The sequence below is a fragment of the Pseudomonas sp. DWRC2-2 genome, assembly GCF_049897885.1.
In the GTDB taxonomy this organism is placed as follows: domain Bacteria; phylum Pseudomonadota; class Gammaproteobacteria; order Pseudomonadales; family Pseudomonadaceae; genus Aquipseudomonas; species Aquipseudomonas azotoformans_A.
In genome coordinates, this window is record NZ_JAFCXD010000004.1 from 26,438 (window position 1) to 45,223 (window position 18,786).

General features: G+C 60.8%; 16 protein-coding genes. 14 read left to right on the plus strand and 2 right to left on the minus strand.

What is annotated here, in order from left to right; genetic code table 11:
• Positions 1 to 157 precede the first annotated feature (157 nt).
• The 3 genes from ACP7EW_RS18935 (at position 158) to ACP7EW_RS18945 (ending at position 3,635) form a co-directional block, all read left to right on the plus strand.
• Positions 158 to 1,762, plus strand: coding sequence for a glycosyltransferase family 39 protein (locus ACP7EW_RS18935; protein WP_426218926.1), 1,605 nt, complete (start codon positions 158 to 160; stop codon positions 1,760 to 1,762).
• Between the two features lie 33 nt (positions 1,763 to 1,795).
• Complete coding sequence (locus tag ACP7EW_RS18940; RefSeq protein ID WP_033900115.1) at positions 1,796 to 2,041, plus strand: DUF2789 domain-containing protein; 246 nt, start codon at positions 1,796 to 1,798, stop codon at positions 2,039 to 2,041.
• A gap of 97 nt (positions 2,042 to 2,138) precedes the next feature.
• A complete protein-coding gene (locus ACP7EW_RS18945) occupies positions 2,139 to 3,635 on the plus strand; it encodes a Fic family protein (RefSeq protein ID WP_426218928.1) in 1,497 nt (498 codons plus the stop codon).
• Between the two features lie 4 nt (positions 3,636 to 3,639).
• Here the strand turns inward: ACP7EW_RS18945 and ACP7EW_RS18950 are convergent, their stop codons facing one another.
• Together ACP7EW_RS18950 and ACP7EW_RS18955 are read right to left on the minus strand one after the other, a co-directional pair.
• Positions 3,640 to 3,933 carry a type II toxin-antitoxin system RelE/ParE family toxin gene (locus ACP7EW_RS18950; RefSeq protein ID WP_426218930.1) on the minus strand — a complete coding sequence of 98 codons (294 nt, stop codon included), beginning with the start codon at positions 3,931 to 3,933 and terminating at the stop codon, positions 3,640 to 3,642.
• The gene (locus ACP7EW_RS18955) at positions 3,930 to 4,208 is read right to left on the minus strand and encodes an antitoxin of toxin-antitoxin stability system (RefSeq protein ID WP_426218932.1); all 279 of its coding nucleotides are present in this window, start codon (positions 4,206 to 4,208) and stop codon (positions 3,930 to 3,932) included. Before ACP7EW_RS18955 ends, ACP7EW_RS18950 begins: the two co-directional genes overlap by 4 nt.
• Before the next feature lie 295 nt (positions 4,209 to 4,503).
• On the opposite strand from ACP7EW_RS18955, the gene ACP7EW_RS18960 reads away from it, so the two are divergent.
• The 11 genes from ACP7EW_RS18960 (at position 4,504) to pgaD (ending at position 18,496) form a co-directional block, all read left to right on the plus strand.
• Positions 4,504 to 4,914, plus strand: a complete 411-nt coding sequence (locus ACP7EW_RS18960) for a MarR family winged helix-turn-helix transcriptional regulator (protein WP_033900120.1) — start codon at positions 4,504 to 4,506, stop codon at positions 4,912 to 4,914.
• Positions 4,911 to 6,989, plus strand: a complete 2,079-nt coding sequence (locus ACP7EW_RS18965; protein WP_426218935.1) for an FUSC family protein — start codon at positions 4,911 to 4,913, stop codon at positions 6,987 to 6,989. The genes ACP7EW_RS18960 and ACP7EW_RS18965 overlap by 4 nt, the downstream gene beginning before the upstream one ends.
• A complete protein-coding gene (locus ACP7EW_RS18970; protein WP_010214247.1) occupies positions 6,986 to 7,195 on the plus strand; it encodes a DUF1656 domain-containing protein in 210 nt (69 codons plus the stop codon). The genes ACP7EW_RS18965 and ACP7EW_RS18970 overlap by 4 nt, the downstream gene beginning before the upstream one ends.
• Positions 7,192 to 8,082 carry an efflux RND transporter periplasmic adaptor subunit gene (locus ACP7EW_RS18975; RefSeq protein WP_038842430.1) on the plus strand — a complete coding sequence of 297 codons (891 nt, stop codon included), beginning with the start codon at positions 7,192 to 7,194 and terminating at the stop codon, positions 8,080 to 8,082. Before ACP7EW_RS18970 ends, ACP7EW_RS18975 begins: the two co-directional genes overlap by 4 nt.
• The gene (locus tag ACP7EW_RS18980) at positions 8,079 to 9,521 is read left to right on the plus strand and encodes an efflux transporter outer membrane subunit (RefSeq protein WP_426218937.1); all 1,443 of its coding nucleotides are present in this window, start codon (positions 8,079 to 8,081) and stop codon (positions 9,519 to 9,521) included. Before ACP7EW_RS18975 ends, ACP7EW_RS18980 begins: the two co-directional genes overlap by 4 nt.
• An 81-nt stretch (positions 9,522 to 9,602) precedes the next feature.
• On the plus strand, positions 9,603 to 10,235 hold the full coding sequence (locus ACP7EW_RS18985; RefSeq protein WP_426218939.1) for an NADH:ubiquinone oxidoreductase subunit N: 633 nt from the start codon (positions 9,603 to 9,605) through the stop codon (positions 10,233 to 10,235).
• Positions 10,236 to 10,380: 145 nt separating this feature from the next.
• Positions 10,381 to 11,877, plus strand: coding sequence for a YdgA family protein (locus ACP7EW_RS18990; protein ID WP_426218941.1), 1,497 nt, complete (start codon positions 10,381 to 10,383; stop codon positions 11,875 to 11,877).
• A gap of 300 nt (positions 11,878 to 12,177) precedes the next feature.
• Entirely contained in the window at positions 12,178 to 14,658 is a 2,481-nt protein-coding gene (pgaA, locus tag ACP7EW_RS18995; protein WP_426218943.1) for a poly-beta-1,6 N-acetyl-D-glucosamine export porin PgaA, read from the plus strand.
• 12 nt (positions 14,659 to 14,670) lie between these two features.
• The gene (gene pgaB, locus ACP7EW_RS19000; RefSeq protein ID WP_426218945.1) at positions 14,671 to 16,668 is read left to right on the plus strand and encodes a poly-beta-1,6-N-acetyl-D-glucosamine N-deacetylase PgaB; all 1,998 of its coding nucleotides are present in this window, start codon (positions 14,671 to 14,673) and stop codon (positions 16,666 to 16,668) included.
• Positions 16,669 to 16,670: 2 nt separating this feature from the next.
• Positions 16,671 to 18,011 carry a poly-beta-1,6-N-acetyl-D-glucosamine synthase gene (pgaC, locus tag ACP7EW_RS19005; protein ID WP_426218947.1) on the plus strand — a complete coding sequence of 447 codons (1,341 nt, stop codon included), beginning with the start codon at positions 16,671 to 16,673 and terminating at the stop codon, positions 18,009 to 18,011.
• 2 nt (positions 18,012 to 18,013) lie between these two features.
• On the plus strand, positions 18,014 to 18,496 hold the full coding sequence (gene pgaD, locus ACP7EW_RS19010; protein WP_426218949.1) for a poly-beta-1,6-N-acetyl-D-glucosamine biosynthesis protein PgaD: 483 nt from the start codon (positions 18,014 to 18,016) through the stop codon (positions 18,494 to 18,496).
• Positions 18,497 to 18,786: the final 290 nt, after the last annotated feature.

Here is an 18,786-nt window from a genome sequence, read left to right on the forward strand (position 1 = left end):
GATCCTGAGTCCTTGGAGGGGGGCAATAATAGCGTGTTCCTACGGTTGCTTCGGAGAAGCCCTGCACAAATTGCTGATTTGTCTGATTCCAGCAGCCAGCCTGGATCTTTTGTCCTAGAGTGGCGGTGTTTGCGCTTGGGCAATCAGGGGAATCGAGGTGCGTCGGTCTGTGGTAGAGCAAAACGAAAAGGTCGGGACGTTACCCGCACTCAATCGCCTCAGTTGGGAAGGTGCCGGCTGGATCAGCCGTCTCTGGTGGGTGCCGATCCTGGCGCTGGCCATGGCCCTGCGTTTTTACAACCTGACGTCGGCGGCGATTTGGGGTGACGAGGGTTCAAGCCTGTTGCTCAGCGAATACGCCTTGGGCGACTTGTGGTTCCATGCGGCGCATGATGTGCACCCGCCGCTGTATTTCTTCCTGCTGCGCGGCTGGATCGAACTGTTCGGCGACAGCATCTGGTCGATTCGCGGCATGAGTGCCATTCCCGGTGTCATCGCCGTGGGCCTGGGCGTTTGGCTCACGCGGCAACTGTCCACCCGCCGTGCGGCGGTGCTGGCGGGGATCCTGCTCGCGCTGTTGCCGACGGCGGTGCGCTACAGCCAGGAAGTGCGCATGTATTCGCTGCTGGGCGTGTGGCTGCTGGGCGCCACGCTGGCGCTGGTGTACTGGGTGCGCCAACCCGAGCGCACGCGGTATCTGGCGGCGTATGTCGTCTTGATGACGGCCGGTTTCTACACCCATTATTTCACTGCACTGTGCGTGTTGGTGCACTGGGCCTATCTGAGTGTGCTGGCTGGCACGATGCCGCGTGACCAGCGGCTTATCACACGCCCGGCCTGGTGGGTGGCCAACGCCGCGATTGTGTTGCTGTACCTGCCGTGGCTGCCGAACCTGCTGGACCTGGTGCAGCATGTCGAACAGCTCAAGGTGGGCGGTGATATTGGCTGGGAAGAGCCGGTCAGCCTGTTCTCCCTGCCGTCGATGATGTGGCAGTTTGTGCTTCAAGACGAAGGTGTCGGTTTCTGGTCGCCGCTGTTCTGGCTGTTCCCGTTGCTACTGGTGGCTGTCGTGTTTGCCACTGCTTGGCGTGACCGTGAGCGCTATCGGCCGGCCAGCCTGTTGGCGCTGTTTTTCCTGTTGCCACTGCTGTTGGTCTACGGGGTGTCATTTATTTCCCCGGTGTTTATCGAACGTTACCTGACGGTGTATGCCCTGGGTTTGCCGATCCTGCTGGCAGTGGCCATCGATCGTCTGCCATCGCGGTTTTCACTGCTGGGGGCGGCGCTGTTCGTGCTGTTTGTCGGCGTGGAACTGGTGGGGTTGAAAAACAATTTCACCGTGGACGAACACGACCAATTCAACGTACCGGTGGAGTTCGTCAACCGCAATTACCAGGAAGACGACCGCATCGTCCTCAGCGACATGATGTGGTACCTCAGCTACGTGTATTACGACCAGACCGACGCCCAGTTGCAGCTCTACACACCGCCCAAACCCGACGGCACGCCCACCCGGCCGAATGCCTACGGCTTTGGCACGTTGGTGGACCAGGACGGCGGGCGCATCTACCTCGACCACCTGTCGGCACTCCCCGCCGAGACCCGTCGCGTGTGGCTGATCAGCAGCAACGAAGCCCCCGACGACTTCGCCCCGCTGCCCGAAGGCTGGCGCGAACTCAGTCGCCAGGATGGCGGCGGCGCGCGTGCGCGGTTGTTCGTGCTGTGCAACGTACCGTCGGCACAACCCGAGGGCTGCCGCTAGACTGGGTTGATACTTTTCTATCAGGAGCCCGCCATGGAATCGCCCGTGCATAGCTTGCCGTCATTGTTTAAACAGCTGGGTTTGCCGGATGACCCGGTGAGTATCGAGAAGTTTGTGGCGGTTCACTCGCCGCTCAAGCCGGAGCTGAAACTGGCGGATGCGTTTTTCTGGACGGACAGCCAGAAGGCGTTTTTACGCGAGGAGATTCTGGAGGATGCGGATTGGGCTGAGGTGGTGGATGAGCTGAATTTGATGTTGCGGGGTGGGCGAGGGGTGTAAAAAACTTAGTAAAAATGGCAAAACTTGAAAAAATCTGATGAGGGTTGAAAAAAACTAGGCTTTAATCGCGTGAGTGAACTTTTTCTGAGGTTGCGCGATGTCTCTGGTTGGTTATGCCCATCTGCACCAATCTCTCGGATTGAAAGCTATCGCGCCTGGCCGTATCGCGATGATAAAGCCAGTCACCCGCCTCTCGATGATCGGCGGTTGCCTGGCGGTTCCTCACGCCGTTGCGCCTTCCGCGGACTCAGTACTCGACCATATTCTTTTTGCCCTAAAGCACGAAGGCATCAATCTTGGCATCCTGGCTCAGGCGCTTGAAGTCGTTACAGCAGACCAATTGCTGCGAGAGCTTGAAAAAGCCCCCAACGGCGTGTTCATCCGAAAAGTCTGCTACCTCTGGGAGGGGCTGACCCTCCAACGCCTGGATTACAGCAAGGCGATCAACAGTCGTGTTGCTCCGTTGTTTGACCCGCAGCGCTACGTGACAGGACCTTCGACGCGAAACTCCCGTTGGCGTATCGACTTCAATGGCCTGGGTTCCCTGTCGTATTGTGCGACGGTAGAGCGTAAACCTGAAATTGACGCTCTACTGAGTCTCGACATCTTGGGTCGCGCCAAATCCTTCATGGCCACGCTCCCACCCGAAATGATGGACCGCGCGATCCAGTGGGCCTATCTCCACGAAACTCGCGATTCGTTCGCCATCGAAAGAGAACAACCCAGCGAAGAAAAGTCCCGTCGATTCGTCCAACTTTTGCGTCAGGCTCACGAAGGGCGCCTGCTGACCGAGGACTACTTGGCCGAGCTGCAAAATAGCACCGTTTCCAATGCGTTCGACAAAGCCGTCGCATTCCGCCATGAACAAAACCACCTGCACAACGGCTTGCGTGGCGCAGCGGGTGTCAGCTATGTGCCGCCTGCTCCGGCACTCTGTCAGGAACTGATGGAAGAGTTGATGGCATTCGCCAATCAGCCTGTCAGAGAGGTTGACCCATTGGTGGCGGCTGCCGTCACGGCTTTCGGGTTTGTGTTCCTGCACCCGTTCATGGACGGTAACGGGCGCCTGTCCCGCTTCCTGATCCACCAGACACTCTGCCACTACGGCGCACTGGAGAACGGGCTGTTGTTGCCTGTTTCCGTTGCGATGAAGCACGAAGAGGCGGCCTATCTGGAAGCGCTCAAGGCGTTCTCCCAACCCACGCGGGAATTCTGGAACGTCACGTGGCTGGATGGCGATGAAATGGCCTTCGAGTTCATCGGCCACCCGTCGATTTACCGCTACTGGGACGCCACCCGCTGTGTCGAATTCACCCTGCAAATGGCTCGACGCGCATTGGAAGTGGAACTGCGTGAAGAAACCGAATTCCTCGACCGCTACGACCGCGTGATCAAGGCCGTGAACCAGCGTTATGACGTGCGCGGCAGTGATCTGTCGAAGCTGGTGATGATGTGCCTGGACAACGAGGGCAAGGTTTCGAAGCATCGGCGCAAGCAGTTTCAGTACAGCGTGGCGGAGGAGGTGTTTGAGTTTATCGAGGAGGAGGCGGGACGGGTAAACGAGGATGAAAGTGCTCAGCCTCCGTTCGCTTGAGGCATCAATGGGGTACGCCACTTTCTGGAGGCCACTGGCGAGCGGTATGCACCAGAGCCACAATCCTCACCACGTTTGGCTCAAGTTGGTAAACGAGCCGGTAACTCGGATGGGGAATGACCTCGCGCGTTCCAGAGATTCGACCTGAGGGGCCAATTTCCGGGTTTTGGGCCAAGCCAGCTGCTGCGATGCTAAAACGCCGGTCCATGTCGGCAGCGGCCTGCGGAATTTTATCGAATAGAAAATCCCAGATTTCTCGACGATCCTGCCCGGCCTCGGGCGTCCAGGTAACCCTCATTCAAGGTTATCTACTTGAGCGCGCCTCGCTGCAAATTCGGCCTCCAGGTCTTCGTTGGAAATCTCTCGGCTTGCCCGAATGGACGCGCGCGAGGCATCTACTTTGCGTTGTAAGAATTCGTCATATTCCCGTGTCTCCTGTTGAGACTGCACAAACTGACGCATCATTTCCCGCACGATTTGCGACGCCGGGCGATGCGAGGCTTCGCACTCTGCCATGAATTGGTCGCGCAACTCTGATTCCAGTTTCATAGTGAAGACGGCTAATTTGGTCACAGTTGAGGTCTCGAAATGGTATGTACAAAGTATATACATCGTAATTACCAATAGAAGTGAGGTCAGGCAGTAGGCGACTAACGGTTTAGAGCAATTCGGCCGATTGCACCCTCGTCGCTTCTCATCAAAATCCGGCACCCGCGCCCAAACCCGCTTTACTTACCCCAACCCCCCCACCACCCATCCGCTAAATTGTTTCAAAACTTGACGCATTTGGATCCATCCACCATATTGATAGTTAGCAAACTAACTGTATGCGAACTATCCATTGCCTCAATCCCTCGAACAACTCCAGATGAACCTCAGCAGCAGCATGGTGGTGGGCGCCCGTAACTGGCGCAAAATCTGCCAGACCACGCTGGTGAGCTATGGCATCTCCGAAGCCTGCGCCGTGCCGTTGTTGATGATCGGTCGCTTGGGCGATGGTGTGCATCAGGTCAAAGTCGCCCAGGCGTCGGGGATGGAAAGCCCGTCGCTGGTGCGCCTGCTCGACCGCTTGTGCACCGACGGTTATGTGTGCCGTACCGAAGACGTGCATGACCGTCGCGCCAAGGCCTTGAGCCTGACCGAGCGCGGCCGCGAGCTGGTGCAAGCGGTGGAAGTGCAACTGGTGCGCCTGCGTAAGGAAGTGCTGGCCGATATTCCCCACAGCGATATGGAAGCCGCGCTGCGAGTGCTGCGCGCCTTCGAGGCGGCGTCGCTTTGAACGGATTTTTTACCGGTTTCCCGCCTGCCCGTGATTGGTTCTACGGGGTACGTACCTTTGCAGCCTCGATGATCGCGTTGTACATCGCCATGCTCATGCAAATGCCGCGTCCGTACTGGGCGATGGCCACGGTGTACATCGTTTCCAGCCCATTTGTCGGCCCTACCAGTTCAAAGGCGTTGTACCGCGCCATCGGCACGTTCATGGGCGCCGCGGCGGCGGTGATTTTTGTGCCGATGTTCGTGCAATCTCCCTACCTGCTGGTGGTGGTGATTGCCTTGTGGACCGGCACGTTGTTGTTTCTGTCCATGCACCTGCGCACCGCCAACAACTACGCGCTGATGCTGGCCGGGTACACCTTGCCGCTGATCGCCTTGCCGGTGGTGGATAACCCGCTGGCGGTGTGGGATGTGGCCGAGGCGCGCACCGAAGAAATCTTCCTGGGTATCGCAGTGGCAGCGGTAGTGGGCGCGATGTTCTGGCCGCGCCGCCTGATGCCGGTATTCGATGGCTCGGTGGCCAAGTGGTTTGCCGACGCTCAGGTCTACAGCCAACGCTTTCTGACGCGCCAGGTTGAGCCTGAAGAAATCAGCTCCTTGCGCGGCGGCATGGTCACTACCTTCAACACCCTCGAATTGATGATCGGCCAGTTGCCCCACGAAGGCGCCCGGCCGCAGACGGTGCGCAACACCAAGGAACTGCGCGGGCGCATGATCCACCTGTTGCCGGTCATCGATGCGCTGGATGATGCCGTGTACGCCATCGAGCATCGCGCACCGGAGTTTCTTGATCAGCTCAAGCCTTTGTTGGAAGAAGCCAGCGCTTGGCTGGAAAGCACTACCGAGCAAGCGCCCCTGGAACGCTGGCGCGTGCTGCGCGACAAGGTCGACGCCGCTCAACCCCAGGGCGAAGCGCTGGATGACCGGCACACGCTGCTGTTCTCCAACGCGCTCTACCGCCTCGCAGAGTGGATCGACCTGTGGCAAGACTGCCGCAGCCTGCAAACCGCCATCCAGTGCGAAAGCCAGGACACCTGGCGCGCTGTGTACCGCCATTGGCGCCTGGGTCGGCTCACGCCGTTCCTCGACCGTGGGCTGATGTTCTACTCGGCGTTTTCGACGGTCACCGCGATCATCGTTGCCTCGGTGCTGTGGATCCTGCTCGGTTGGACCGACGGCGGCAGCGCGGTGATCCTGGCCGCCGTCGCCTGCAGTTTCTTTGCCTCGATGGACGATCCGGCGCCGCAGATCTACCGGTTCTTTTTCTGGACCTCCATGTCGGTGCTGTTCGCCAGTCTTTATCTGTTTTTGGTACTGCCGAACCTGCATGACTTTCCGATGCTGGTGCTGGCGTTTGCCGTGCCGTTTATCTGCATCGGCACGCTCACCGTGCAACCGCGTTTTTACCTGGGCATGCTGCTGACGCTGGTGAACACCTCGTCATTTATCAGCATCCAGGGCGCCTATGACGCCGACTTCCTCAACTTCGCCAACGTCAACCTGGCGGGGCCGGTGGGCCTGCTGTTCGCCTTTGTGTGGACGCTGATCGCGCGGCCCTTCGGCGCTGAGCTGGCGGCCAAGCGCCTGACGCGTTTCAGCTGGCGCGACATCGTCAGCCTCACCGAGCCCGCGACCCTGGCCGAACACCGGCACATGGCCGCGCAGATGCTCGACCGCCTGATGCAGCACCTGCCGCGCCTGGCCTTGATCAATCAGGACACCGGCACTGCCCTGCGCGATTTGCGCGTGGCGCTGAACCTGCTTGATCTGCTCGCCTATTCACCGCGCATCCTCGGCGTGCCACGGGTGCTGCTCAACCAAGTCGTCGAAGGTGTGGGCGGTTACTTCAAGGCGTGCCTCAAGGCCGGTGAACGCTTGCCCGCGCCGAGCGGTCTGCTGATGACCCTGGACCGCACGCGCCGCGCCCTCAACGGCCAGGGCCTGCAAGACGAAGACGACACCCGCCTGCATCTGCTGCATGCGCTGGCGGGCTTGCGCCTGTCGCTGCTGCCGGGCGTGGAATTTATTGGCGGCACCGAGATGGAAGCGCCGCTGCCTGATGGAGCGCCTTTATGATCGGTGATCTGGATATCAGCGGGGTGTTCCTGCCCACGCTGCTGGTGCTGATGGGCATTACGTACGTGTTGTTCCTGGTGGTGCACGGGTTGTTGACCCGTCTCCACTTCTATCGTCTGGTCTGGCACCGGGCATTATTCAATGTGGGGCTCTACGCGCTGTTGCTGGGCGCGGTGGACTCACTCAGTCGATACCTGATGACATGAAAAAACCTTTTTTGACCATCGGCCGTGTAGTCCTCACGCTGTTGATCGTGACGTTTGCGGTCGTCGTGGTGTGGCGCATGGTCATGTACTACATGTTTGCCCCCTGGACCCGTGACGGCCACATCCGTGCCGACATCGTGCAGATCGCGCCGGATGTGTCCGGGCTGATCCAGCGCGTGGACGTGCGCGACAACCAGTTGGTGACCAAGGGCCAAGTGCTCTTTGCTGTCGACCAGGACCGCTTCAAGCTGGCGTTGCGCCAAGCCCAGGCCGCCGTGGCCGACCGCCAGGAAACCCTGGCCCAGGCCCAGCGCGAGTACAAACGTAACCGCGGTCTCGGCAACCTGGTGCCCAGCGAGCAACTGGAAGAAAGCCAGTCCCGCGTAGCCCGTGCCCAATCGGCCCTGGCCGAAGCCCAGGTGACGGTGGATTCCGCCCAGCTCAACCTCGACCGCTCGGTGATCCGCAGCCCCGTGGACGGCTACGTCAACGACCGGGCGCCGCGTACCCAGGAGTTCGTCACCGCCGGGCGCCCGGTGTTGTCGGTGGTGGACAGCAATTCCTTCCATATCGATGGTTATTTCGAAGAGACCAAGCTCGACGGCATTCACGTCGGCATGGCGGTGGACATCCGTGTTATTGGTGACAACGCCCGCCTGCGTGGCCATGTGCAGAGCATCGTTGCCGGTATCGAAGACCGCGACCGCAGCAGTGGCTCCAACCTGTTGCCCAACGTCAACCCGGCGTTCAGCTGGGTACGCCTGGCCCAGCGGATTCCGGTGCGCATCGCCTTTGATGATGTGCCGGCGGACTTCCGCATGATCGCCGGGCGTACGGCCACCGTCTCGATCATCGGCGATAAGGTTAAAGACGGAGACCAGCCATGAAGCAGCTGTTGGCCACCGCCGCGCTGGGTTTGCTGCTGTCGGCCTGCCAGGCGGTAGGCCCGGATTACTCGCTGCCGGATAAAGCCGCGGTCAATCGTGGCGACCTGCAAGGGACGATCGCCGGTGAAGGCAACAACGTGGTGTCGGCACCGGTGCCGGCGGATTGGTGGCGGTTGTACAAGGACCCGCGCCTGGATGAGCTGGTGCGCCAGGCGATGGCCTCCAACACGGATCTGCGCGTCGCCGCTGCCAACCTGCAACGCTCGCGGTATCAGGTGCAGCAGGCCGAATCCGCTGGCGGCTGGAGTGCCGGTGCCAAGGCTGAGGCCCAGCGCCTGCAGGAATCCGGCGAGGCATTTTTGCTCGCGGACAAGGTGCCGGTCGCCAATATCGGTAGTGTGGGTATCAGCACCTCGTATCAGTTCGACCTGTTCGGCACCCTGCAACGCGGCATCGAAAGCGCCCAGGCCAGTGCTGACGCTGCGCAAGCTGCGGCGGATATCGTGCGTATCACCCTGGTGGCCGACGTGGTGCGTTCCTACACCCAGGTGTGCGCCGCCAATGAAGAAAAGGCCATCGCCCAGCATTCGCTCGACCTGCAAGCCGAAGGCACACGCCTGACCCAGCGCCTGCGCGACGCCGGCCGTGGCGACGAAACCCAGGTCACCCGTTCGCAAACCCAATTCAAGTCGTTGCGCGCCGATATGCCGCGTTATGACGCCGCGCGCCAGGCCGGGCTGTTTCGCTTGTCGATGTTGCTGGCCAAACCGGTGGATCAATTGCCCGCCGGCACCAGCAGCTGCGCGGAGTTACCGCACATCGTCCAATTGTTGCCGGTGGGGGATGGCGCCGCCTTGCTCAAGCGCCGTCCCGATGTGCGCCAGGCCGAGCGCCAACTGGCCGCCGCTACGGCGCGGATCGGCGTGGCCACTGGCGCGTTGTACCCCGACATCAGCATCGGCGCCACGGTGGGTACGGTCGGTATCCTCGACAACCTTGGCGAACCCGCTACCAACCGCTGGGGCTTTGGCCCGCTGATCAGTTGGACGGTGCCGACCAACGGCGCCCGTGCCCGTATCCATGAAGCCGAAGCCGCGACCCAGGGCGCCCTGGCGCACTTCGATGGGGTGGTGCTCAACGCCATTCGCGAAACGCAGACCGGGCTGGCGCAGTACACCGCGTTGCTACAGCGGCGCGAGGCGCTGGCCGAAGCCGAAGCCTCGTCGCAAGAAGCTGCCGACCAGACGCACCGCTTCTACCAGGCCGGCCGCGCGTCGTTCCTGGCCGATCTGCAAGCCACCGGCACCCACACCAGCATGCGCGCGCAACTGGCCGCCGCCAACACCCAGGTTGCCATGAGCCAGATCGATCTGTTCCTGGCCCTGGGCGGCGGCTGGGAAAGCGGACGAACGCAACCTGCGCCGGCCAGCAAACCCTGAGCAAATAGCTATGCTTTGACAGGCGGATCGCCGTGACGATTCGCCTGACACTGCTCGCGTTTGCTCATGGGGATTCCAATAATGAAAAACCCTTATGCTCCCGCTTTCTGGTGCGTGCTCTTCGCACTGGTGCTGTTATCGGCTGCTTATTTCTACGGCGTCATGCTGGCTCACCAACTCGACAAGGCGATGGTGTTTCTCGACAGCGCCTGCCTGGTGATCGGCACCCTGTCCATCGGCGTCGTGGCCTGGGCCTCCTACCAGAACCAACGGCTGAAGAAAAAACTCCTCGAACAAGGCAAGACCCGCGTGGCGATCTGGGACACCAAGGTCGCGTTGCGCCGCGTTGAGACCGTGTTCGACCGCTACTTCTGGGGCAGCTACTGGCAACCGGGGCGCACCTTTCAGGAGGTCATGGGCGACCTGACCGGCACGCCCCTGGAAAAAAGCCTCGAAGTCCTGAAAAAACAGTGCGTGGCACTCGATCAGCAAGTCGCGGACGGTAGGCACTGGCTGAATAACGCGCGGGAATTGTCCGATGTAGCCACGCAAATGGCCCGCGAGCGCTACCAACTGGACTTCTGTGACCCCAAGGCCGACACCCCCGGCAATGCCGTGATACACCGCGAGTTTGAGGTGCTGGTGTACACCTGGACGGCACGCCTGAAGAGTTTCGACCATCAATTGGATGAAATTGAGCTGGAGTATTCCTGAACTCCTGCTGAACTGATCCCTCTGAAAAGCTGGGCCGTTCGCGGCCGCCAGTGCTAATCTTCCCCCGCTTTTGGCGGGCTTGAGCCAACCCTTATGGGTTCAAGGAAGACAGCCCACTTCTCACAGGATTTGATCAGGTCACTTCATGAATAAGCCAGCCGTTGTTCTTTTGGGTTTCGTTGTCGCCGTCGGCGTTGTCAGTGCAGGCGGTGCCTGGTACACCGGTAAGCAGCTGGAGCCGGTGCTGCAAACGGCGGTGCAGGACGCCAACAAGGAACTGCAACGTTCCATGGCTGGCGTCGACGGCACCGTTGCCCTGGAGCTGGTGTCCCTGGACCGTGGCCTGTTCAGCAGCACCGCGCACTACCGCCTCAAGGGCCAGGGCTCATTCTTCGGCGAGCAGAACCCGAACCCCGAGCTGCTGTTTGTCGACCATATCGAACACGGCCCGTTGCCGTTCTCGCGCCTGGTGTCGCTGAAGTGGCTGCCGGTCATGGCCACCAGTCACTATGAACTGGAAAAGAACGCCACCACCGAAAAATGGTTCGCCGCCGCCAAAGACGTGTCGCCGCTCAAGGGCGTGGCCAATATCGGCTACAGCCGTTCGGTCACCGGCAACCTCGAATTGCTGCCGCTGGAATTCAAGGACGAGACCTCCTCGGTGAGCTTCTCCGGCCTGAACCTGGACTTCGACAGCACCGCCGAGGGCAAGAAGGTCAAGGTGGATGGCTACATGAACAGCCTCAAGCTGTATGTAGTCGACGCCAATGGCGCGCCGTTCAACGCCGAACTCGCCGGCCTGACCGTGGCCAGCAACCTGGAAAAATCCACCTTCGGCTTCTACACCGGGCAGAACACCGTAGAACTGAGCGATACCAAGCTCACCTTCGGCCCGCAGAAAGCCGTGCTGACCCTCAAGGGCTTCGAGCAGAAAGACACCAGCGAAATCAAGGACAACAACATGTCCGGTCGCGTCGACTACAAGATCGACGAGATCGGCTACCAGGGCAAGCCAGTGGGCTCTGCTGCCATGGCCCTGAGCTTGAAGAACATCGACGTGCCGTCCGGCCTGGTGCTGACCAAGCTGTATCAAGACAAAATGCAGCCGGTGCAGGCCGCTGCCGCCGCCGGTCAACCGGTGCCTGAGCTGCAACTGACCGAAGCCGAGCAGACCCTGGCAGAAGCCAACGTCAACCAATTGCTGGCCGCCAAGCCGCATCTGGCGCTGGAAAACCTGTCGCTGAAAACCACCCACGGCGAAAGCAAATTCAACTTGGTGCTGGACCTGGCCAAGCCGACCTCCATGGAGCTGCCACCGGTTGAGTTGGGCAAGCAAATGGTCTCGCTGCTGGACGCCAATCTCACCCTGTCCAAGCCAATGATCGCTGACGTTGCCGCCCTGCAAGCGCAGGTCGGTGGGGTGACCGACCCTAAAGCCATCGAGCAGCAATCCCAGATGGCCAGCGAGATGGTCAGCGGCATGGCGGTCGGCACACAGCTGGCAACCCTGGTTGGCAGCGACGTGGTGTCCAAGCTGCATTACGCCAACAATGAAGTGACCTTCAACGGCCAGAAGATGACCGTCGAGCAGTTCATCGGTTTCGTGATGTCCAAGGTCGGTGCGGTCAGCGGCGCGCAGTAACGGTTTCGTCATCGCCCAGAAATAATTAATGGGGGAGCGGGGTTGCCCGCGATAAGGGTCAAAAGGCCGGCACTCATGTCGATTAGCCACCCTTCATCGCAGGCAAGGCCGCTCCCCCATTGGTTTTTCAGATTTGTAGGGCAATTCTGAACAATTGTTATGAATTGTCCTTTTTCATACAGGCGTCGGGGATAGTTCATACAGGAAAGCTAGGTCGGGTCACGAGACGCCGACACCCTGAGGCAAATTGCTCAGGACCACCTATCGTTACAGCTTTCCGTGTGTAAGGAAGCTCACGATATGCTGCGAAACCTCCCACTCAGTGCCTCAGGCCGGTTACGGCTGCTCATCGGGGTAACCTTGTGCAGCCAGTTGCTGATGCCCACCTTCGCCATGGCCGACCCGGCTTATGACGCCCTGATCATCCAGGCGCGCAACGGCAACTTCACACCCGCCTTGACTCAATTGCGCCAACTGCCTGCCGAGCGCCAGACGCCAGGCCAGATCAGCGACCACCTGGTGATTGCCGGTTGGGCCGGCCAGGATGCCGAAGTGCTCAAGGTGTATGAGGCACAGGGTCAGAATCGCAACTTGACCGCCCAGGCCCTGGCCACGGTCGCGCGCACCTATCGCAACCAGAAGCAGTGGGCGCAGGCCGAGGCGGTCTATCGCAAGGCGTTGCTGCGGGAGCCGAGCAATGTCGACCTGCAACTGGGCCTGGCCCTTACCCAGGCTGACGGCGGCAAAGCCAGCGAAGCGGTGCAACGCGCTCGCGCGCTGGTGGCTGCCAAACCGGATGATCCGAATCGACGCATGGCCCTGGGCTATGCGCTGACCCGCGCGGGCTTGCAGTACGACGCGCTGCACGAATTCGACCAGGCGTTTGTCCGCGCAGGCGACAAGCCGGAAGTAGCCCGCGAATACGTCGTTGCCTTGCAAAAGGCACGTCTGCCCGAACCTGCGTTGCGCCTGTCGGCCCAACGCCCCGGTCTTGTCGACCCGGTGACCCAACGTCGCCTGGAAGGCGACCTGGCCGCCGAGCGCGTGCGCATGGCCGAGTTCGCCACGCGCACCGAGAAAGAACGCTACGTCATCGCCGATCGCGCCTTGCAGGGCTATGACCAACTCCTCGCCCGCTGGACCCCGGACCCCACGGCCAAAGACGACGTGGTGCGCTGGCGTATCGATCGCCTGGGTGCGCTCAAGGCGCGGGCGCGCACCGCCGAGGTGATCCGCGATTACGAAACCCTCCAGGCCGAAGGTGTGCAGTTGCCCACCTATGCGGTGCGTTGGGTGGCCGCGTCCTACCTCGACCAGCGCCTGCCGGAAAAGGCGGCGCCGTTGTATCGCCAAGCGCTGAGCGCGCCCGATGCGGACGTGGGCGACCGCGTTGAAGACAGCACCGCTTTGTTCTATGCCTTGCTCGAAAACGACCAGGTGGACGAAGCGCGGGCCGTCGCCAAGAACCTGGCCGACAGCCAGAAACCCCGGGTTGAACTCAAGGGGCTGCCCATCGGCAACCCTAACGATGAGTGGATGGACGCCCAACAATTGGCCGCCCAGGCCGGCACCTATGGTTCCGACCTGCCGTCCAGCGAAAAGGCTCTGGAAGAACTGGTCGGCAAGGCGCCTGGCAGCATCGGCCTGCGCCTGGCGCAAGCCGAGATGTACCGCGCCCGCGACTGGCCACGGCGCGCCGAGCAATCGCTCAAGGAAACCGAAGCGCAAAGCCCGCGTGACATCGGCCTGGAAATGTCCCAAGGCTTCACCGCCCTGGACCTGCAGGAATGGCGTCAACTCGACATCCTCACCGACGACGTGGTCGCCCGTAATCCCGACAACCGCCAAGTGCAGCGCCTCAGTCGCCTGCGCGATGTGCACGACATGGCCGAGTTGCGGGTCGAGGCCTACACCGGTAAAAGCTTCGGCGGCGGCAACAACGGCGATGCCGGTGCCGTCTCGGGTAGCCGTGACTGGGGCATTGAAAGCCGGATCTACACGCCGCCCATCGACGAAGACTGGCGCGTGTTCGCCGGTGCCGGCTATGCCACTGCCGACTTTGAAGAAGGCACCGGTCACCACCGTTGGCAAGTCGTGGGCGTAGAGCGGCGTACCCGCGACATGACCATTGAAGCCGAGGTCTCCAACCACTCCTACGGCGATGGCTCCAAACAAGGCGCTGCCGTGTCGATTGCCCGCGACATCAACGACAACTGGCAATACGGCGGCAGCCTCGGCTACCTGCTGTCCACCACGCCGCTGCGGGCGTTGAATGAAGGGATCACGGCCAACGGCGGCAGCGGTTTTATCCGCTGGCGCGCCAATGAAAGCCGCGAGTGGAAACTGACCCTCAGCCCGTCCCATTTCAGCGATGGCAACGACCGTTTCGAGGCCTTGCTCAGCGGCCGCGAAGGCCTCTACAGCTCGCCCAAGGTGCAAGTAGACCTGGGCCTGGAAGTGGGTGCCAGCCGCAACAGCAAGGAGGACACGATCTACTTCAATCCGAAGTCAGACTTCACCGTGTTGCCTGTCCTCAACATCAATCATGTGCTCTATCACCGCTACGAGACCCAGTGGAGTCAGCAGTTCCAGGTCGGTGCGGGTACGTATAGCCAGCAGGATTATTCCACCGGTGGCATCGGTCTGGTGGGCTACGGCCAACGCTATCGCTGGAACGATGTGCTGGAAGCCGGCGCCAACCTGAGCCTGATCAGCCGACCTTACGACGGTGATCGCGAACGCGATCTGCGTCTGCTCGTCGACCTCACTTACCGTTTCTAGAAGAGCCTGACCATGACCGTCCTCAGCCGTTGCTTGTTGATTCTGGGCGTAATGCTGGCCAGTGCCTGTGCCCAGCAACCCGCGCCTTTCACTCCACCCGCCGAGCGGCCGACTCCGGCCAACGAAGCGCCGTGGCCGAAAAACCATTTCCTGGGCATTGCCTACCATGACGTCGAAGATCGCGACCCCGATCAGGCGGTGGTGGCGGTGCGCACCGAGCGTTTGATCGAGCAGTTGGCCTGGCTGCGCGAGAACGGCTACAAGGCGGTCAGCGTCGACCAGATCCTGGCAGCCCGCAACGGTGGGCCTGAGTTGCCGCCCAAAGCGATCATGCTCAGTTTCGACGATGGCTATTCCAGCTTCTACACCCGCGTGATGCCGATCCTGCGTGCCTATCGCTGGCCGGCCCTGCTGGCGCCGGTGGGCTACTGGATCGACACGCCGATGAACCAACCGGTGGACTTCGCCGGCCAGCCACGGCCGCGTGGCGAATTCCTGACCTGGCAGCAGATCCGCGAAGTGTCCCAATCGGGCCTGGTGGAAATCGCCGCGCACACCGACAACAACCACAAGGGCATCCTGGCCAACCCCCAGGGCAACCTGGAGCCGGCGGCGACCTCGCTGCGTTTTGATCCGGCCACCGGGCGCTATGAAAGTCAGGCGCAGTTCGATGCGCGGATGCGTGCCGATGTGGTGGCGATCTCCAACAAGATCCAAAGCGTCACCGGTAAGAAACCACGGGTGTGGGTATGGCCTTACGGTGCCGCCAAAGGCACCTCGCTGGCGATCATTGGCGAGCAGGGTTACCAGATGGCCCTGACCCTGGAAGATGGCCTCGACAGCTCCAGCGACTTGATGAACAGCCCGCGCTTCCTGGTGGCCTCCGACCCGGATGGCGAGCATTTCGCCAACAGCATGGTCGCGGTGCAAACCAAGGCGCCGATGCGCGTGTTGCATGTGGACCTGGATAACGTCTACGACCCGGACCCGGCTCAACAGGCGCGCAACCTTGACCAGCTTGTGCAACGGGTGGTGGACATGGGCGCGGGCACCGTGTTCCTGCAAGCCTTCGCCGATCCCAAGGGTGACGGCCTGGTGCATTCGGTGTACTTCCCCAACCGCCACTTGCCGGTACGCGCCGACCTGTTCAACCGCGTCTCCTGGCAGTTGCACACCCGTGCCCATGCCAGCGTGTATGCGTGGATGCCAGTGCTCAGTTTCGCCCTTGATCCCAAGCTGCCCCGCGTGACGCGCTGGGACCCGAAAACCGGCCAGGTCGGCCTCGACCCGGACCAGTACAAACGCCTGTCGCCGTTCGACCCGCAGGTGCGCAAGATCATCGGTGAGATCTACGAGGACCTGGCGCGCAACAATGCCATCGACGGCGTGCTGTACCACGACGATGCGGTGTTCAACGATTTCGAAGATGCCAGCCCCGCCGCGCTCAAGGCCTATGCCGCTGCGGGCCTGCCGGACACCATTGAGGCGCTGCGTGCCGATCCGGCGGTGATGCAACGCTGGACCCGCTTCAAGAGCCGCTACCTGATCGACTTCACCAAGGAGCTGACTGCCAAGGTTCGCGCCATCGGTGGGCCGCAGATACTGACCGCGCGCAATATCTTCGCCGAGCCGATGCTCAACCCCGGCAGCGAAGCCTGGTTTGCGCAGAACCTAGATGATTTCCTGCAGACCTACGACTGGACCGCGCCCATGGCCATGCCGCTGATGGAAGGCCAGGAGTACAGCAACTCCAATGCCTGGCTGGAGAAGCTGGTCGCCACGGTCAAGGCACGCCCCGGTGCCATGGAGCGTACCGTGTTCGAACTGCAAGCCAAAGACTGGCGCACCCAGGCCGCACCGGACGTCAACGCCAAGCAGATGGCTGAATGGATGGGTGTACTCAAGCGCCAGGGTGTCACGAGTTTTGGCTACTACCCGGACAACTTCCTGGAAAACTCCCCGGACCTGAAGACTGTGCGTCCGGCCCTTTCCAACCAATGGAACCCTTGACCATGTTCGACAGACTCTTGGCTTTATTCGTGCTGGCATTGGTATTGGGTGTGCCCCTGGGCCTGATCTTCCTGGTCACCGGGCAGTTCCTGATGGACTTTGTGTTTTTCTACCCGCTGTTCATGTCGGCGTTGTGGATCGCAGGCGGCCTGTATTTCTGGCTGCACTGGGAGCGCCATTGGCCCTGGAAAGAGGACACGCCGGCCCCCGAGCTTGCCGGTAACCCGCTGATCTCGATCATCATTCCTTGCTACAACGAAGGGGATAATGCCGCCGACACCATCCATGCGGCACTGGGTCAGCTCTACCCGAACATCGAAGTGATCGCGGTAAACGACGGTTCCAAGGACAACACCGCCGCCGTTCTCGACGCCCTGGCGCTGGAGAACCCGCGCCTGCGCGTGCTGCACCTGGCGCAGAACCAAGGCAAGGCCGTGGCCTTGCGCATGGGCGCCGTGGCGGCGCGCAGCGAGTTCCTGGTGTGCATCGATGGCGACGCGTTGCTGGATAAAAACGCAGCGGCCTACATGGTGGCGCCGATGCTGGATAACCCACGCCTGGGTGCTGTGACCGGCAACCCGCGCATCCGCACACGCTCGACCTTGATCGGCCGCGTGCAGGTCGGTGAATTCTCTTCGATCATCGGTTTGATCAAGCGCACGCAACGGGTGTTCGGGCGGATCTTCACGGTGTCGGGTGTAGTGGTCGCGTTCCGTAAAAAGGCGCTGGACCGCATCGACTACTGGAGCACCGACATGATCACCGAGGACATCGATGTCAGTTGGAAGCTGCAGCTCGATCACTGGAGCATCTTCTACGAGCCCCGCGCCCTGTGCTGGATCCTGATGCCCGAAACCGTCGGCGGCCTGTGGAAACAACGCCTGCGTTGGGCCCAGGGTGGCGCCGAGGTGCTGTTCAAGAATATCCGTGGCATCTGGCAATGGCGTCATCGCTACCTGTGGCCGCTGTTGTTCGAATACTGCCTGTCCACCGGTTGGGCGTTCACCTTCCTGTTGTCGGTGATCTTCTGGGGCGTGGGTAAATTTATCCCGCTGCCTCAAGCGATTGCGGTCGACTCCCTGATGCCACCGGCGTTCACCGGCTTGGTATTGGCCATGGTGTGTCTGTTGCAGTTTGCCGTGAGCATCATCATCGACCGCCGCTACGAGAAGGACCTGTGGAAAACCCTGTTCTGGACCGTGTGGTACCCGATGGTGTTCTGGCTGGTCAGCCTGTTTACCACCCTGGTCAGTTTCCCCAAGGTGTTGTTCAACCAGCATCAGAAGCGTGCGCGCTGGGTCAGCCCGGATCGCGGTATCAAACCCACTGAAGAGGAGGCGTGATCATGAAACTGGTCAGAACTCGCCAACGGCTGGTGATGTGGATCATCGACGTGCTGTTGACCCTGATGGCCTGGGCCGGCCTGATTTGGTTGCTGGCACGTGGGATCAGCTCGATGTTGGAGACCCACGATGGCCCGCGTATCGACGCGCCGATCTTTGCCGCGCTCAATACCTTGCAGGTGTACCTGTGGATTGCATTGTTCAACGCCGTGATCCTGGTCACCTGGGCGCGCTACCAGCAACGCAAAGGGCGCAAGTTTGCCCAGCGTCGCGCCGAGGCCAAGGCGCTCACCGATAAGAACCTGAGCGAGAGCTTCAGTCTGGGCGAAGGTGACTTGGAGCAACTGCGTCGGCCTGGGGTGCTGGTGATCCACAACGATGAGGACGGTGGTGTGGCGCAGGTCAAATCCCATGTTTCCCGTGATGTGGAAAAGCCCGGGCTGAGCCTGGTGCCTGGCAAGGACCAGAATAAAGACGCTGGCTAAGAAACACGCAGGAAGATCGTTCCCACGCAAGGTGGGAACGATCCGGTTTAATCCCGACAAATGGGATCCAATTCACAAAACCTCCGCGAACTTTTCTGCTTTTTCCGGTACTAACCTATCTCGGCAATAACTTGATGGCCAACTAATGGCAATTTATAAGTTATCCGACGAATCGCGATCAATAGTGCTGCCGCTTGTCGGAATAATAATTCCAGTGACAGGCCATGTATCTCTTTGATTATTTTTAGTTGTTATTAATCAACAGCTTGTATAAGTAACTAGTACGAATG

Bases quoted from the DNA above. Each gene is read 5' to 3' on its own strand.
- ACP7EW_RS18940 (WP_033900115.1), top strand. From the start codon at position 1,796: ATGGAATCGCCCGTGCATAGCTTGCCGTCATTGTTTAAACAGCTGGGT.
- ACP7EW_RS18945 (WP_426218928.1), top strand. From the start codon at position 2,139: ATGTCTCTGGTTGGTTATGCCCATCTGCACCAATCTCTCGGATTGAAA.
- ACP7EW_RS18950 (WP_426218930.1), bottom strand. From the start codon at position 3,933: ATGAGGGTTACCTGGACGCCCGAGGCCGGGCAGGATCGTCGAGAAATC.
- ACP7EW_RS18960 (WP_033900120.1), top strand. From the start codon at position 4,504: ATGAACCTCAGCAGCAGCATGGTGGTGGGCGCCCGTAACTGGCGCAAA.
- ACP7EW_RS18970 (WP_010214247.1), top strand. From the start codon at position 6,986: ATGATCGGTGATCTGGATATCAGCGGGGTGTTCCTGCCCACGCTGCTG.
- ACP7EW_RS18975 (WP_038842430.1), top strand. From the start codon at position 7,192: ATGAAAAAACCTTTTTTGACCATCGGCCGTGTAGTCCTCACGCTGTTG.
- ACP7EW_RS18980 (WP_426218937.1), top strand. From the start codon at position 8,079: ATGAAGCAGCTGTTGGCCACCGCCGCGCTGGGTTTGCTGCTGTCGGCC.
- ACP7EW_RS18985 (WP_426218939.1), top strand. From the start codon at position 9,603: ATGAAAAACCCTTATGCTCCCGCTTTCTGGTGCGTGCTCTTCGCACTG.
- ACP7EW_RS18990 (WP_426218941.1), top strand. From the start codon at position 10,381: ATGAATAAGCCAGCCGTTGTTCTTTTGGGTTTCGTTGTCGCCGTCGGC.
- pgaA (WP_426218943.1), top strand. From the start codon at position 12,178: ATGCTGCGAAACCTCCCACTCAGTGCCTCAGGCCGGTTACGGCTGCTC.
- pgaB (WP_426218945.1), top strand. From the start codon at position 14,671: ATGACCGTCCTCAGCCGTTGCTTGTTGATTCTGGGCGTAATGCTGGCC.
- pgaC (WP_426218947.1), top strand. From the start codon at position 16,671: ATGTTCGACAGACTCTTGGCTTTATTCGTGCTGGCATTGGTATTGGGT.
- pgaD (WP_426218949.1), top strand. From the start codon at position 18,014: ATGAAACTGGTCAGAACTCGCCAACGGCTGGTGATGTGGATCATCGAC.